14 protein-coding genes and 1 pseudogene are annotated in these 16,331 nt (G+C 45.9%); 8 read left to right on the forward strand and 7 right to left on the reverse strand.

Annotated features, from left to right (window positions below; genetic code table 11):
• Positions 1-10: 10 nt before the first annotated feature.
• From F891_RS13195 to yihA, 4 genes and pseudogenes are all read left to right on the forward strand, one after another.
• Positions 11-1,561 (forward strand): helicase HerA-like domain-containing protein, encoded by a 1,551-nt coding sequence (locus F891_RS13195; protein ID WP_005263766.1) that lies wholly within the window; start codon positions 11-13, stop codon positions 1,559-1,561.
• A gap of 153 nt (positions 1,562-1,714) precedes the next feature.
• Positions 1,715-2,476, forward strand: a complete 762-nt coding sequence (locus tag F891_RS13200) for a globin domain-containing protein (RefSeq protein WP_005263767.1) — start codon at positions 1,715-1,717, stop codon at positions 2,474-2,476.
• Positions 2,477-2,573: 97 nt separating this feature from the next.
• Positions 2,574-3,014, forward strand: coding sequence for an RrF2 family transcriptional regulator (locus F891_RS13205; RefSeq protein WP_004732285.1), 441 nt, complete (start codon positions 2,574-2,576; stop codon positions 3,012-3,014).
• A gap of 105 nt (positions 3,015-3,119) precedes the next feature.
• Positions 3,120-3,896: pseudogene (gene yihA / locus F891_RS13210) on the forward strand (ribosome biogenesis GTP-binding protein YihA/YsxC); the annotation flags it as partial.
• Between the two features lie 277 nt (positions 3,897-4,173).
• On the opposite strand, the gene F891_RS13215 reads toward yihA, so the two are convergent.
• Positions 4,174-5,421: a dicarboxylate/amino acid:cation symporter gene (locus tag F891_RS13215; protein WP_034439512.1), complete on the reverse strand. Its 1,248-nt coding sequence runs from the start codon at positions 5,419-5,421 to the stop codon at positions 4,174-4,176.
• Positions 5,422-5,595: 174 nt separating this feature from the next.
• Positions 5,596-6,468 carry an acyl-CoA thioesterase gene (locus F891_RS13220; protein WP_004645045.1) on the reverse strand — a complete coding sequence of 291 codons (873 nt, stop codon included), beginning with the start codon at positions 6,466-6,468 and terminating at the stop codon, positions 5,596-5,598.
• A gap of 283 nt (positions 6,469-6,751) precedes the next feature.
• Between F891_RS13220 and plsB the strand changes: the two genes are divergently transcribed.
• Positions 6,752-9,319 carry a glycerol-3-phosphate 1-O-acyltransferase PlsB gene (gene plsB / locus F891_RS13225; RefSeq protein WP_005263769.1) on the forward strand — a complete coding sequence of 856 codons (2,568 nt, stop codon included), beginning with the start codon at positions 6,752-6,754 and terminating at the stop codon, positions 9,317-9,319.
• A 107-nt stretch (positions 9,320-9,426) separates the two neighbouring features.
• On the opposite strand, the gene F891_RS13230 is transcribed toward plsB, so the two are convergent.
• Positions 9,427-10,230, reverse strand: a complete 804-nt coding sequence (locus F891_RS13230) for an NAD(P)H-binding protein (protein WP_005263770.1) — start codon at positions 10,228-10,230, stop codon at positions 9,427-9,429.
• Positions 10,231-10,263: 33 nt separating this feature from the next.
• Here F891_RS13230 and recG point away from each other — a divergent pair, with 33 nt between their 5' ends.
• Positions 10,264-12,309, forward strand: coding sequence for an ATP-dependent DNA helicase RecG (gene recG, locus F891_RS13235; protein WP_005101223.1), 2,046 nt, complete (start codon positions 10,264-10,266; stop codon positions 12,307-12,309).
• Complete coding sequence (locus F891_RS13240; protein WP_005263771.1) at positions 12,296-12,931, forward strand: ComF family protein; 636 nt, start codon at positions 12,296-12,298, stop codon at positions 12,929-12,931. Before recG ends, F891_RS13240 begins: the two co-directional genes overlap by 14 nt.
• A gap of 4 nt (positions 12,932-12,935) precedes the next feature.
• On the opposite strand, the gene F891_RS13245 is transcribed toward F891_RS13240, so the two are convergent.
• The gene (locus F891_RS13245; RefSeq protein ID WP_005263772.1) at positions 12,936-13,337 is read right to left on the reverse strand and encodes an NUDIX hydrolase; all 402 of its coding nucleotides are present in this window, start codon (positions 13,335-13,337) and stop codon (positions 12,936-12,938) included.
• A gap of 30 nt (positions 13,338-13,367) precedes the next feature.
• Positions 13,368-13,958, reverse strand: a complete 591-nt coding sequence (locus tag F891_RS13250) for an LOG family protein (protein WP_004732303.1) — start codon at positions 13,956-13,958, stop codon at positions 13,368-13,370.
• Positions 13,959-14,110: 152 nt separating this feature from the next.
• Between F891_RS13250 and F891_RS13255 the strand changes: the two genes are divergently transcribed.
• Complete coding sequence (locus tag F891_RS13255) at positions 14,111-15,124, forward strand: CorA family divalent cation transporter (protein WP_004732304.1); 1,014 nt, start codon at positions 14,111-14,113, stop codon at positions 15,122-15,124.
• A gap of 252 nt (positions 15,125-15,376) precedes the next feature.
• Here the strand turns inward: F891_RS13255 and F891_RS13260 are convergent, their stop codons facing one another.
• Both F891_RS13260 and F891_RS13265 read right to left on the reverse strand, forming a co-directional pair.
• Positions 15,377-15,667 carry an STAS domain-containing protein gene (locus F891_RS13260; RefSeq protein WP_004281528.1) on the reverse strand — a complete coding sequence of 97 codons (291 nt, stop codon included), beginning with the start codon at positions 15,665-15,667 and terminating at the stop codon, positions 15,377-15,379.
• Between the two features lie 15 nt (positions 15,668-15,682).
• Positions 15,683-16,321, reverse strand: coding sequence for an MlaC/ttg2D family ABC transporter substrate-binding protein (locus F891_RS13265; protein ID WP_004281529.1), 639 nt, complete (start codon positions 16,319-16,321; stop codon positions 15,683-15,685).
• Between the last annotated feature and the right edge of the window lie 10 nt (positions 16,322-16,331).

Here is a 16,331-nt window from a genome sequence, read left to right on the forward strand (position 1 = left end):
AGGAAAAGCTATGGGTAGACCAATTGTTATTGCTAAAAAAACTGCGGATACCACACAGGATATTGTGCTGCATTCCCAACTTGCCAATCGACATGGCTTGATTGCAGGTGCCACTGGTACCGGAAAGACTGTGACTTTAAAAGTATTGGCGGAGAGCTTTTCTCGAATTGGTGTACCTGTATTCCTCGCCGATGCCAAAGGCGATGTGTCCAGCCTGGCCAAAGCAGGTGAAAGCAGCCCCAAGTTTGATGAACGGATTAAAAGTCTCAATATCGAGTCCATTCCTTTTGCAGCCTCACCAGTGGTGTTTTGGGATTTATTTGGCGAACAGGGTCATCCGATTCGCACTACCATTTCTGAAATTGGCCCGCTGCTGCTGGCGCAAATACTGAATCTGAATGACACCCAGGAAGGCGTTTTATCTGCCGTGTTTCGGATTGCCGATGATCAGGGTTTATTGCTGATCGACTTTAAAGATCTGAAAGCGATGCTGAGTTATGTCTCTGAGCATGCGGCTGACTTTAAAGCTGAATATGGCAATCTTTCACCCGCCAGTCTCGGTGCGATTCAACGTAATTTGTTAGCACTGGCTGACCAAGGCGGTGACCAGTTTTTTGGCGAGCCGGCGCTGGATCTGATGGACTTTTTGCAGACGGATAGTCAAGGACGTGGCAATATCAATTTGTTGGCGGCTGACAAGCTGATGAATACGCCTAAGCTATATGCCACGTTCTTACTCTGGATGCTCTCTGAGCTGTTTGAACAGCTTCCCGAAGTCGGCGATCTGGACAAACCTAAACTGGTGTTTTTCTTTGATGAAGCCCATCTCTTGTTTGATAATGCCAGCCCTGCCCTGAAAGAAAAAATTGAGCAGGTGGTGCGTCTAATTCGCTCGAAAGGTGTAGGGATTTATTTTGTCACGCAAAATCCTTTGGACTTGCCTGAAAGTGTCTTAGGCCAGCTCGGCAATCGGGTTCAACATGCTTTGCGGGCTTTCACTCCCAAAGATCAAAAAGCAGTGAAAACCGCAGCAGAGACTTTCCGAGCCAATCCTGAATTTAAAGTCGATCAGGTGATTACCGAGTTAGCAGTAGGTGAGGCTCTAATTAGCTGCCTGGATGAAAAGGGCATTCCACAAATTGTAGAGCGTGGCTGGGTCATGCCGCCGCATTCATCCTTTACACCGATCTCGCTTGAAGAACGCAAGGCTCTCATGCAGCAAAGTATTGTCGCCGGTATTTATGAGCAGCCAGTCGATCGGGACAGCGCCCACGAAATGCTGCAAAACAAGGTCGCAGAACGCCAGCAACAGGCTCAGGCCGCCGAATTTGCCAAACAACAAAGCAAGGAACAAGCAGCTCTTGCCAAGCAGCAAATTAAAGAACAGGAACGTCTGGCACGAGAACAGCAAAAAGAAGCTGAACGCGCAGCCAAGCAACGAGAAAAACTGACTCAGGATATTGTCGGCACCTTTGCCAAAAGTGCTGCCCGCAGCCTGGGCGGGAGTACTGGGCAGAAAATTGTGCGCAGCTTACTGGGTTCGCTGTTTGGCCGCAAATAATTCCTCTCCTTTTCCGATCATCATCATACTTTTTATGGGATATTCTTATATCCCATAATTTTTTTATGGTTTTATGACTATGCGCTATTGTAAAGCCATTTTAAAAGATGTAATTTAAATACATCTTTTAAAAAACACCTGTAGACGGCTCTCATGACTCCACAACATATTGAACTTGTACAAGCGACTGTTCCTGTTTTACGTGAAAACGGCGTAGCACTTACCACGTATTTCTATAACCGCATGCTGAAAAACCATCCAGAGTTGAAAAACACCTTCAACATGGATCATCAAAGTACTGGCCGTCAACCACGTGCCTTGGCTGCCGCAGTACTTGCCTATGCCGAAAACATTACCAATCCGGGCGTTTTGGCCAAAGCCATCGAACGCATTACCACTAAACATGTCAGCCTGGATATTCAACCGGATCAATATGCGATTGTCGGTGAGAATCTGTTGCACTCGATCAGCGAAGTTTTAGATGTACCCATGGACTCAGACCTGATTGCAGCCTGGAAAGAAGCGTATATGCAACTGGCAGATATTTTGATTGGTGTGGAAAAATCTAAATATGCCACCCTAGCTTCTGAAAATGGTGGCTGGGCGGGCTGGCGCGAATTTGAAGTAGCAGCAGTCAATGATACCGACGCAGGTAAAATCTTTACACTTAAAGCTAAAGATGGTGCAGCGATTGCAAGTGCTGAAGCCGGTGAACATATTTCAGTACGTATACAGGTGCCTGAACAGCACATTCGTCAACCACAACAGTTTAGCTTTGATCAGGCGCAAAACGAGCAATATCAAATTACTGTGAAAGCGGAAGAAAATCCAACCGCATTCTCGGTTGCACAGACACTGATCGACCACTACAAAGTTGGTGATGTAGTTGAAGTGTCTGCCCCGCTCAAGCTTTAATTGCAAAAACGGTTTAGACTAGCATCAGATTCTGATTAAAAGCTCCATTCGTGGAGCTTTTAACATTCAATTCTTTCATTTTCTAGCTGTTGACGTTATGCAACTCAATAAATTCACTGACTATGCGCTTCGGATTCTGATGTATGTCGCACAGCCACGTGATCTCCCCTATACCATTGCAGAACTTGCCGAGCGATTACAGGTTTCACAAAATCATGCCATGAAAATCGTGCATTTTATGGCGAAACAGGAGTGGCTGATTACCACACGTGGTAAAGGTGGCGGCATACGTTTAAATCCGGCCAGCCTGAACCTCCAGCTGGGACAGATTGTGCGGATCCTGCAACGCGACAGCAATGTAGTGGAATGCAATAGCCCACCCTGCGTATTACGTCCGACCTGTGGTTTAAAAGGTATTTTAGATGATGCGGTGGAACAGTTTTATAGCAGTCTGGACCAATATGTGCTTAAAGATGTGATTAGGCCACGAAATGCGCGTTTCAGTACAAATTCTCCGATCGGCCTGATTAATCTTTAAAGTCTTCCGGGTCAGGTCTTGTGACTTATTCTTGCGGCAAAGTTCGCTTGCCTGTGCGACTTCCTTTATAATGTTTCATTGTAGATCATTTATTGAAGTTGAGTTATGCACCACAGCAGAGGAAAATCCAAAAACAGTAAGACAGCCCATGCGCCTAAGCAAAAGATCAGCTACGAGAAAAAAGTTGATTCTGCCATTACTGAATATTCTGTGCGCGCACTCAACTGGCTACGCAAAGCCGAATTTTTAATGAGTGCACCCAAACTCAGTCTTTGTGTAGAAGATACAGGCTATGAAATTGCTTTTGCCGGCCGCTCGAATGCGGGTAAGTCTAGTGCGATTAATGCCCTGACCAACCAGAAACAGTTGGCACGTGCATCGAAAAAACCTGGCCGTACCCAGATGATCAACTTTTTCAGCCTGGGTAATCCGGATCAGCGTCTGGTCGACTTACCCGGTTATGGTTATGCGGCTGTGCCTGAAAAAATGAAACTGGTCTGGCAAAAAGAACTGGAAAATTACCTGATTCACCGTCAAAGCTTGCAAGGCCTGGTATTGTTGATGGATATCCGTCATCCCCTGCAACACTTTGATGTAATGATGCTGGAATGGGCTTATTCCCGCCAGTTGTTCGTGCATGTGTTATTGACCAAATCTGACAAACTAAACCGTGGTCCTGCATCCAAAGCCTTGCAGGAAGTCAAAGCGGCATTGAAAAAGATGAAGCTGGATTTCTCGATTCAACTGTTTTCCTCCATGAACAAACAAGGTTTAGAAGAACTGGCCAGCGTCATGGGTGGCCGTTTGAACTTTACCTTAGATCAAGCATCTGAATATGATCTGGACAGCATTCCGGAAGCATCAGCGCATGATTTGAATGAATCTGATGAACCGCTTGAAGAGCTCGAGCTTAGTGAAGCTGATTCTGAGCATGCTGAAGTATCGACTCATGATTTAAATGAAGCTGAAGAACCGCTGGAATTGCTTGAGCAGGATCAATCCGAGCTTAAAGCGGCAGATGAGCTAAATCAGAATAAGCGTTCAGCGGATTAAGACCATATCACCTAAATGATCTGTGATCATTCTTGATTTATTAAAACTCAACGTACAAATAAAAAAGCAGGTCAAATACCTGCTTTTTTTTATTTTTTTAAATGTTTTAGCTATCTGTAGCTTGAAGATCGGGTTCACGCGTATGCCGGTCCACCACCACGCTGATCATCATATCTCCCTGAACATTCACCACTGTACGTACGGTATCCAGTAAACGGTCGATCGGCAACAGAATGGCAATTGCCTCGGCAGGCAAACCTACCGATTGCAAGACCATAATCATAGTCACCATACCGGCACTCGGAATCCCCGGTGCACCTAAGGATGCAATCATCGCAGTTGCACAGACCACCAGTTGCTGCCCCAGACTCAGATCCAGCCCCATTAAATTGGCAATAAACAGAGCTGCAGCTGCTTCATACAGCGCCGTACCATCCATATTCAACTGTGTACCAAGTGGAATCACAAAGCCTGCAGTATGTGGACGTACCCCTAAATTTTCCTGCGCGCATTTCATCGACAAGGGCATGGTGGCCGAACTGGAACTGGTGGCAAAGGCAGTAATCAAGGCAGCACGTGTGCCTTTAAAGAACGTGACCGGATCCATCTTGCCGAAAATCCACAGCAATAAAGGCAAAACCACGATGCCATGAAAAATCGTCGTACCGGTGACTACCGCAGCGAATTCAGCCAGACGACTGAGAACTGAAACATCTTCAGTGGCAATTAATTTGGCCAATAAGGCAAAAATACCGAGCGGTGCCAGTTTCATCACCCAGCCAATCATCAACATCATGATTTCAAAAAACTGGTGACTCAGCTTGCGCACGGTACGGAATTTATCTCCACCTCCGACTAGTGCTACACCCACAAATAAGGCAAAGACTACCACCGCCAAGACATTCCCATCGGCAAAGGCTTTAAATGGATTGATCAGGGTATTTTGAATAAAATTGGTAAAGAAAGAAGATGGCGTGAGCGTATCCGGCGTTTGATGTTGCGCCATAGCATCCTGGAACATCAGCACATTAACACCCTTACCGACATCAAACAGATGTGCACATGCCAGACCTAAAATGAGCGCCAAGGTGGTGGTGGTCACACAACACATCAGGGTGATTTTCCAGGTTCGGCTCAGTTGCCCACCCGCCTGCAGATTGGATACGCCGACCACGATTGAGCTAAAAATCAGCGGCACTAACAGCATTTTTAACAAGCCAATAAAAATACTGCTGACGATGCCGATGCCATATAAGCTGATATCAAAAAATGAGGTCTGCGGAAATATCGTCAATAGAAATCCAAACAGCACCCCCAATACGGCGGCAATTAAAATTTGCGTATTTAAGCTCATCTTTTCATGCATTTTTAATATTGATCTTAAGCCGCACTATGCCATGCAGTGTCTATAGAATCGAGTAATATTTTATAAACGCATGGTTGAAGCATGGCATCAAATGGCCTTTTTCATCCGGCTTAAAAACAAAAAGCCGAATCAGGGATTCGACTTTTTGAGCAGGAAGAAAAATTACTGTGTTTCGATTTCACGTAAACGGATCAAGCCTTCCTGAGAGGTACTGCAGACCAGCTCACCGTTCTGCCACATCCGGCCAAAATTCAGGCCACGCGAACTGGCGCTTTGGGTGGCATCCATATCGTAAAGCATCCACTCATCCGCACGGAACGGTTTATGGAAGTACATGGCATGGTCAATACTGGCACATTGCAAACTTGGCGAGATATAGCTCAGACCATGTGGACGAAGCGCTGTGGTCATCAAGGTAAAATCAGAATAGAAAGCAGCAATAGCCTGATGCAAGGAGATCTGATCGACTTCTGCAGCAATACGGTCATGCGTACGGATATAGTGCGCATAAGACGGTGCTTCAGGTTGAGGCTGGAATGGATTTTGCGGATTGACCGGACGAATTTCCACATGACGATCACGAGTGAAAGATGCACGGACATTTTCCGGAATAAACTCAATAATCTGTTTGATCAGTTCCGCTTCATTTTTCAGGCTTTCTGCCGGTGGATATTCAGGCTCTGAAATCTGGTAATTTAGCCCTTCTTCCTGATGCGCGAAAGACACCATACACATGAAAATGGTACGGCCATGCTGAATAGCGCGCACCTGACGGCTGACAAAGCTCTTGCCGTCACGGATACGATCCACTTCATAAATAATCGGTGCATTGACATCCCCGCCAAACAGAAAATAGGCATGTAATGAATGTGCTGGACGGTCTGTGGTATAAGACGCGGCGCGTAGTGCCTGCCCTAAAACCTGCCCACCGAACACGCGCTTGCCCACCAGATTCCGGCTGATTCCCCGGAAAATGTTTTCTTCTAACTTTTCTAAGCTGAGCAGCTCGACCAGTTCCTGTGTTAAGGCATTCATAAGCAACCTATCTAATATTGGAGATATCCCAAAATGGAAAAACGGATCTAAATAATTGATCTGGAATATTCTGCCACAAAATCAGACCGAAACTCTAAAGTTTGCATGACTGTTCTGTCATACTGATGTCATAAGTGACTAGGAAAAGCACCTGCTTTCACGCTAAAATTGAAGCACTTCTGTTGAAGTTGTTAAAAAAAGATATATTGTTTCATCTTAAAAACCCGCAAAATAAATCCCCTCAGAAGTCCTGTGGTTTTGGTCAGTAAAATTAGGAGCAGCTATGTCCAAGAATGGCTTTGGTCAAATGTATCGCAAGCTTTCAAGTAAGTTACTTGATCTTATGGTTACCCCTCATGTTCTTGGGGAAGTACCAAGTGAAGTGACAGCGCCTGAATCTGATCAGACTGCAGCAGAATCGCAGAAACTGGTCTGCTACGTTTTACAGAACCATTCACGTAGTAATGCACTGGTTGTCGATGCAGAAACGCGCCGTTTAAAATTACCAGCTGCACTTGATCCAATGCATCTAGGTAACCACAAGGAAAAAGCATCGTTGCTGTTTTTACAGCATCATGATGAAAATAATCTGCTCAGCTCACCACCGCATGCTTTCCCGCCGCGCTTGTTACGCCTGATTGAAATTCTGGAGCAGCATCCTGAACTGGATGTCGAACTAGTACCGGTAACGGTACTTTGGGGACGTGAACCTGAGAAAGAAGATTCCTGGTTTAAGCTATTATTTACCGATACCTGGTCTACGCCAAGCCGGGTCAAGCAACTGGTCAATATCGGCCTGCATGGTCGCCAGTCTTATTTAGAGTTCCATGAACCACAGTCTTTACGCACCTTGATTAACTTTGCCAAAGAGACGCATCCAAATTCAGCGCCGGCCACCTATATTGTCAGCACTTTAAATGATTACCTGGATGGTCAGCGTGAAGTCATTCTCGGGCCAGATCTGTCCGACCGCCGTAATGTCATGCATGGCCTGATCAAGTCACCCGATGTACAGGCGGCGATTCGCAATGACAGCATTCGCAGCAAAATCTCGATGCTGGAATCTGAACGTCGTGCGATTGGTTATCTGAACGAAATCGTTTCCGATTATTCTCATTCTACCGTACGTTTTGCCGACAAGGCCCTGACCCGCTTATGGACCCAGCTTTATGACGGCGTGGAAGTGCATAATTTCAGTACCGTGCGTGAACTGGCCAAGGATTATGAAATTGTCTATACCCCATGTCACCGTAGTCACATCGACTATTTGTTATTGTCTTATGTGATCTATCGTCGTGGCTTGATGGTGCCGTATATCGCTGCGGGCGATAACCTGAATATGCCTTTTGTCGGTCAGATTTTACGTGGTGGTGGCGCCTTCTTTATTCGCCGTACTTTCCGCGGCAATGCTCTGTATACCACGGTGTTTAAAGAATATCTGTATAGCGTCCTGTCACGTAATACACCGTTAGAATACTTTATTGAAGGGGGCCGTTCACGTACCGGTCGTTTGCTTCCGCCAAAAACTGGGATGCTGGCGATGACCGTACATGGTCATTTACGTGGCAAATCTAAGCCGATCGTATTTTTGCCGACTTATATCGGCTATGAACGCCTGATGGAAGGTGGCACTTATGTCGGTGAAATGAGTGGCAAGCCAAAAGAAGCCGAATCTATTTTTGGAATTTTGAAAACCCTGCGCAAGATTGAACGTATTTTTGGCAAGGTGCACTTGAACTTTGGTAACCCGGTGTTTCTGGATGATATTCTGAAACAGCATGGTGCAGAACACATCAAGATCGAAAAGAATGATGATCCGATTCCACAAGCCGTTTCTGATGCAGTGAATAGCTCGGCACAGGCCATTCTGGAAAATATCAACAGTGCGGTCGTGATCAATCCAGTATCGTTATTGTCTTTAATCTTGCTGGCTACGCCGAAACATACGCTGGATGAAGAGATCTGTATCAAGCAGCTAGATACCTATCGCACCTTGCTAGCTGCCTTGCCTTATGATGAGCGCATGCAGGTGACGCCACTTTCTGGCAAGGAAATTATTGCCTATGCGATGAAGCTGAAACTGATCAAGCGGGTCAAGCATGTACTGGGCGATATCATTGCCATTGAAGATAATCAGGCAGTTCTGCTGACGTATTTCCGTAATAATATTGTGCACACTTTTGTGCTGCCATCTTTGATTGCAGCCCTAGTTGAACATAACGGTACCATTCGCCGTCATGATGTCGTGAATATCAGCAGTACCCTGTACCCATTCCTCAAAGCTGAACTGTTTTTAAAATGGCATGAAGATGAGATTCAGGGTCAGGTGAATGCGCATATTGACAGCTTAATTGCCTCAAAACTGATTACACAAGATGGTGAAAACCTGATTGCACCGGCACCGAATACGGAAGCGCATCATCAGCTTGAAATTCTGGCTGCGCCCGTAACTCAAAGTCTGGAACGTTATTACATGACTTTGGCACTGATTACCCAACGTGGTTCTGGCAATATCTCGACCCGTCAGGTCGAAGAGCTCAGTTACCTGGTTGGTCAACGCCTGTCTGTGCTATATGAGTTCAACTCACCTGAGTTCTTCGACAAAGCCCTGTTCCAGAGCTTTATTAAAGTCTTAACCCAAAAAGGTTATCTGTGTACCAATGAAGACAATGCGATTGTCTTTGATGAACAGCTGACGAATGTGGCGCAATATGCAGATTTGGTATTGGATGAAGTGAAGTTGCAGATGTTGCATCACATCACCGACTTTACGGATGAAGAACTGAAAGAAGCTTTGGATGCAGTTGCGGCTGAACAAGCCAAGAAACGTGCGAAGCGGAAAAAGAAGTAAGGCTTTTTATTCCCTCTCCTTTCAGGAGAGGGTTAGGGAGAGGTAATTTCAAAAAGCCCTCCTCCTAACCTCCTCCCAGAGGGAGGAAGAACTTCAATCTACTGGATTTATTTTTTCATTAACTCCAAATAATCCTGATAACAGTCTGGATGCTCTAACTCAAATCCCATTTTTTGCATTCGAGTCGCATAAAGTTTCTTACCTGTCACCTGCCCACTTTCCACCTTAAGCAAAGGAATCCCTAGCTGCTGTTGGAACCATTGCAATATTTCATGCAATAATTTTGGCTGGTTGTTGGTCGCAATATAAGACTTTTCAGGATGTTCCACGTGAATCATCTGTGACAAGAAACGTGATAAATCTTCAATATGAATACGGTTGGACCAATGCAGATTCGGATATCTCAACATCGAGGCGGCCATTTTTTGCAGACGTGCAACTGAAGTACCGTAAATGCCGCTCGGACGAATGATGGTACATTGCTCAGGATAAGCAGCGAAATAAGCCTGCTCCATCTGCTGCAAGATTTTGCCCTGAGCATCAATTGGGTGAATTTCAGTTTCGTCGTCTACGATTTCACCGGAATTTTGCCCATACACTCGTGTCGATGACACCACCACAATCCGCTTCACCGGATGCTGTTTCAAGGCAGCCACAATAGGTTGAACCGAATCCAGATAAGTCTGCTGATAGCCTTCAACCGTACTTTGTTTTGGACTAAGTAATACATAGACCCAGTCAATCGGTGCAACTGCAGTTAAATCCAGTTGATGCACATCCTGAATCAGATGAGTTGCGAATGAATCTGTTTTGGGACTCTGGCTAATTGTGCTAATTTGATGACCTTGCTCAAATAGTTGTTTAGACACACGTCGAGATGTTTTACCATAACCGATAAATAAAATATGCATTGAGCACCGAATCACAAATCTGGTTGAGGGGACATGGCTGCAGTCCATCAGTTACAAGGCGTTGGCAATGCCGCCGCTGCATTACTCGAAAAACTAAATATCTTCAATACTGATGATTTGCTTTTTCATCTACCACGTGACTATGAAGACCGTAGCACGATCATTCCTATGAATCAATTGAGCGTGGGACGCAGTTATCTGCTGGAAGGGATCGTTAAAGGTGTAGATTTTCCACCCGGTAAACGCAAATCTATGGCTGTGCTGCTGGATGATGATTTTGGCAAAGTCACTTTACGTTTTTATCATATTTATAAAGGCATTACCGACCGCTGCAAACTAGGTAACCGTTTAAGAATTTTTGGTGAAGTGCGGGTCGGTGCGCGCGGTCTGGAAATGTATCATCCCGAACTGCAAGTCATTACTGAGGACACACCTTTACCTCAAACCCAGCTCACCGCGATTTACCCTGCGACTGAAGGCCTGACCCAGCCAAAAATACGGGCCTATATTCAGCAGGCCTTGGCTCAATACAGCGATCATCTGCCTGAATTGCTACCAGCAAAATTTAGTAACGGTTATGCGCTGAAACAGGCGCTGGAATATATCCATCACCCGCCTGTCAACGCCAATATGCTGCAGCTGGCACAAGGCTCACATCCTGCACAGCAGCGTCTGATCTTTGAAGAGCTGGTAGCGCATCAGATCAGTTTATTGACACGTCGGGCTTTTATTCAGCAGGTCGAAGCGCCTTCATTTGCGCCCAGTCAGACCTATGCCAAACAGTTACTAGCCAGTCTGACTTTTGAAATGACCGGTGCGCAAAAACGTGTATCCAGAGAAATCGTGCAGGATTTAAAAAGCAATAAACCAATGTTGCGTCTGGTGCAAGGCGATGTTGGTGCAGGTAAAACCCTAGTGGCCGGTGTCGCAGCCTGCCATGCCTTAGAGGAAGGCTGGCAAGTGGCCTTGATGGCACCGACCGAGATTCTGGCCGAGCAGCATTATCTAAACTTTAAACGCTGGTTTGAGCCTTTGGGCTTAAATGTGGCCTGGCTTTCCGGCAAGCAGAAAGGCAAAGCCCGCGCCGCCGCAGAACAGGTGATTCGGGACGGGAGCGCCCATCTGGTGATCGGTACCCATGCCCTGTTTCAGGAAAATGTCGAGTTTGCCAAACTGGGTCTGGTGATTATTGATGAACAGCATCGCTTTGGTGTGGATCAGCGCCTTGCTCTCAGAAATAAAGGTCTGGATGGTATGTCACCGCATCAACTGGTGATGACCGCGACTCCGATTCCGCGCACCTTGGCCATGTCTGCCTATGGTGATCTGGATACCTCAGTGATTGACGAGCTGCCGCCGGGCCGTACCCCGATTCAGACCGTGACCATTCCATTAGACCGGCGCGAAGAAGTCTTGCAACGGATTGCCAGCAACTGTGCCGAAGGCAAGCAGGCATACTGGGTCTGCACCCTGGTCGAACAGTCCGAAACTTTAGATGCCCAAGCTGCAGAAGCTACCTTTGCTGAAATTCGCGAGCGCTTTCCTGCGCTGAATATCGGACTGGTACATGGCAAGATGAAAGCCGATGAAAAACAGGCGGTAATGCAGCAATTTAAAAATAATGAATTACAGCTCCTGATTGCCACCACCGTGATCGAAGTCGGCGTCGATGTACCCAATGCCTCCATTATGGTGATTGAAAATGCCGAGCGTCTGGGTCTATCTCAATTGCATCAGCTACGTGGCCGGGTCGGTCGTGGCGCCAAAGCCAGCTTCTGTGCCCTGCTGTATAAGCATCCACTTTCGCAAAATGGTCAGGAACGTTTAAGAATCATGCGCGAAACCAATGATGGTTTTATGATTGCCGAGAAAGATCTGGAGTTACGTGGCCCGGGTGAGCTGCTCGGGACCAAACAGACCGGGGACATGAATTTCCGTGTGGCCAAACTTGAACGTGATGATCACCTGCTCAATCAGGCACATTATGTGGCTCAGCAGATGCTCAAGGATTATCCCGATCAGGCCGAAGCATTATTGCAACGCTGGCTACCGGAAGCACCGCGCTATGCCTATGTTTAAATTACTGCAACATGGAAAATCCTGGCTGACCCGCTTACAGCCCTGCCAGCTCTGTCTGACCGATCATCAGTCCATTCATTCAGTCTGTGAAGATTGCTGGCGACAATTACCCTGGGCACATCAAACCATTCAACGGCAGGAAATGCAGTTCCAGATTGCCTGCGACTATGCTTACCCGATGGACCGGCTGATTCAACTGTTTAAATATGAACAGAAGCTGCATTTGCAAAATTTACTGGCAGGTGTGCTGTTAAGTTTAGACCTACCTAAAGTCAGTGCGATAATACCGATGCCGATCTCGAATGAGCGTCTGGCTGAGCGCGGTTATAATCAATCTCTAGTGCTGGCCAAACATGTGGCAAAACAGTTGAATGTACCCATCTGGCAACCTGTTCGACGAATGAAACAACACTCGCAAAAGGGCCTAAGCCGGCTGGAGCGGATTGAAGACATCCAATCACAATTCCAGATCAGTACCATTTCCAAGCTGCGTTACCGTCGGGTGCTGATTATTGATGATGTGGTGACGACCGGCAGCTCGATTCGAGCACTGAGCCAAACACTTGAACAACTGGGCTGTCAAAAAGTTTATGCAGCCTGTCTGGCAGGTGCTCAAATCTGAAAATTTAAGCTTGGGCGAGTAACTGCGACTTCACCCAAGGAATCACAATTGCAGTGGTCAAGGGTGCGAGTCGTAGCTCTTTTTCATCCAGATCGACCCATTTCATTTCGGCAATTTCCGCTTCAATTTTTGGTGCTTGATCCAGACTTACCCAATAGACATAACTCACCAGTTGATGATCTGGTTCATTCGCCGTCTGGGTTTCAAAACGCCCAATGAATTGCTGAATCTGTGCCTGTGTGCCAATTTCTTCCTGAATTTCACGCAACATCGTTGCTTCTGGTGCTTCATTTGGCTCCAGCTTGCCACCAACCTGCATAAAGCAGGACGTCCCTTTTTTACGAACCACCAGCAGTTGCTGCGCTTCATTTAAAATAATGGCTGCAGCCACCGTAATCACTTTCATTTATTTTCTACAAATCATGCTGTGGACAGCTTATTTTACAAGATCGGTCTGATCGACCATACCCCATTTCGCTTCAGGCGGCTGATAACTTTCAAACTGGCGCAAAATATCATCCAGATTATCACTCACAATTAAAGCATCGCTAAAGCGCGCTTTGGTAAAACCTTTCTCAGTCGTCATATGGATAAATTTGAGTAAATCATCGTAAAAACCATCTACATTTAAAAAAGCACAAGGCTTTTTATGAATTCCCAACTGTGCCCAGGTCCATTGTTCAAAAATTTCTTCCAGGGTTCCAGCACCACCCGGAATGGCAATAAATCCCTGTGCCAGTTCCGACATGCGGGTTTTACGTTCATGCATATTATCGACCACAAATAGCTCGGTAATATGCGGATGCGCCAGCTCACGATTGACCAGCTGTCTTGGAATTACGCCAATCACCTTGCCACCAGCAGCCAAAGCACTATCAGCGATAATTCCCATCAAGCCAGAACGACCACCGCCATAGACCAGCGTCTGATGCCTTGCTGCCAAGGTTTGGCCAACCTTTTCGGCAATCTGGGCATAGAGAGGATCCGAGCCCAGTGCTGAACCACAAAAAATTGCAATAGAATTCATCATTTCACTCTCCAATTGACGCTATATTGTACGAAATCGCTGCAAGCGCGCTTTTTCCAAAAATAACTGCTTAATATCAGTGTTTTTATTCAATTCCTTGTCTAAAATACACCCATTCCAATTCACATACTGCGCCAGGGAGAAAAGACAGCATGCTTGAAGCCTTTTACGCCACAGAGCGCGGTAGCTTAGAAGATATCACGATTAATGGTGATTTCGACCTGCATCCAGATTTAGTATGGCTTGATCTGATTGCACCTTCACAAGAAGAGCAGCAATGGATTCTAGATGCCTATGCGCAAAACTTACCGACCTTAAAATCGCTGGAAGATATCTCCTCTAGTGCCCGATTTTACCGTGATGATGACGGTATTTTGCATATCAGCACCTATTTTTTAACCAAAAATAAAAACTATCAGGTCGAGAATGAAAACGAAGATGAATCCAGCATGCTGGCGACGGTACAAACCGTAGCATTCATTCTGCATAAGGACCGTCTTTTTACCTTGCGTGGCGAAAAGCTGGTGGCCTTTCGTGCCTTCCGTGCCCGTGCGCGCCGCAATGATTATGAAATCGATTATAAAGATCCGACCTGGATTTTATTGGGCCTGCTCGAAGCCAAACTGGATGAGCTGGCCGACATTCTGGAAGATGTACATAAAGATTTAGAGAAATATTCAACTGAAGTGTTGAATAACCGCCATCGCGAGCAGATTCTCGATCTGGATGACATGATTACCCGGCTAGCTCAACTGGAAGATATGCTTGGTAAAGCGCAGCTCTGTCTGATCGATTTACGTCGTGTTCTGACTTTCCTGTCTCGTCCACGCGCCTTGGGCAGTCATATTTATGATGCGGATATCCGAGAACTCAGTGAAGATGTGCGCTCGCTGGTGGAGCATGATGCCTTCCTGTTCCAGAAAGTGCGCTTCCTGCTCGATACCACGTCCGGATTCATTAACACGGAACAGAACGATACGATTCGTCGATTCTCGATCCTGCCAAGTATGCTTGCACCGCCGATGCTCATTGCCAGTATTTATGGCATGAATACCGAAGTTCTGCCTTTTGCACAAGGCTCCATGAGCTTCATTATGGTCAGTATTATTTTGATCGGCTTTTTGATCGGGCCATTGATTTACTTTAGATGGAAGAAGTGGATTTAATTTCTTCACCCTCTCTCTAACTCTCTCCCATAGGGAGAGAGGACTTCCAATATTTATTGAGATAGTAGTTTTTAAAAATATCATTTCTATCCATAAATTTAGAGAGGAAGTTCCCTCTCCTTTTAGGAGAGGGTTAGGGTGAGGTCATATTTTAATCCTTCCTAACGTCCTTTTGATAAAGGAAGGAATTTACTTTTAAAATGTATCAACAATAAAAAAAAGCACCTTTCGGTGCTTTTTTATTTTTTTTATTTACTGAATGATCTGTAAATCATCCTGTAAATGACAGGCCTGAATGATATTCATCATTTTAGCAGGGACAGCTTTAAACTGTAGTCCTTGCGCTTGAGGCGTCTGGCGCAACCAGCGCACCAATACTGCCAAAGCCAAAGTACTACCACTTTCAAGCCCAGCTAGATTAACCACAAGCGGAAACTTGCTCTGTGACTGAACCACACGCAGACCATTTAGGTAATAGTCCTGCGCATTGGCATAGTCAATCTTGCCTGAAACCTGCAATTCCTGATCCTTGAATACAATCACGGCTCACCTATCTGATTATTTCTTGTTCTTGTCGATTGCAGCTTCTGCATCCGGTTTGAAGTTAGCAATAGCTTTATCTATATTACCGCCATTACGTTTTACTGTCGCAGCAAACTGGTTACGGAATTGCAAACCTAGATCGATACCCGATACGTTGATGTTGCGGATTTTCCATTGTGAGCCTTTGTCCACCAGCTGAAACGCTACCGGAATTTTCTCGCCTTTATTATTAAAGTCGATGGTTACAACAGGGTTTTTGCTGTTGCTGGCCTTGTATGGACGCACGCTATAGGTCTGATTACTAAACTTGGAAAATGCAGAACCATAATTTTCAATGAGCGTTTCACGGAAATTCTTTTCAAACTGCGCGCGCTGTGCAGCAGTACTATACTGGTTCGTCGCATAAGTCCCCATCACAATACGCGTGAAAGACTGTGAATCAATGTATGGATCCAGATTCTGGCGGACAATCGCTTTTACCAGCGCCGGATTGTTCTGCAATTTTGCATTATCAGCTTTGAGGCGCTCAATCAAACCATCTGCCACTTTTTTAATAAAAGCAGGTGGTGCTTCAGACGGTGCAGCAAACACTGTACCAGCAACCATTGTGGAAAGAATGCTTGCTGCAAGCGTTTGTTTTACTAAAGTTTTCACTGAAATCTCC

Origin of the sequence: Acinetobacter sp. CIP 101966 (genome assembly GCF_000369725.1) — a bacterium.
In the GTDB taxonomy this organism is placed as follows: Bacteria; Pseudomonadota; Gammaproteobacteria; order Pseudomonadales; family Moraxellaceae; genus Acinetobacter; species Acinetobacter lwoffii_Q.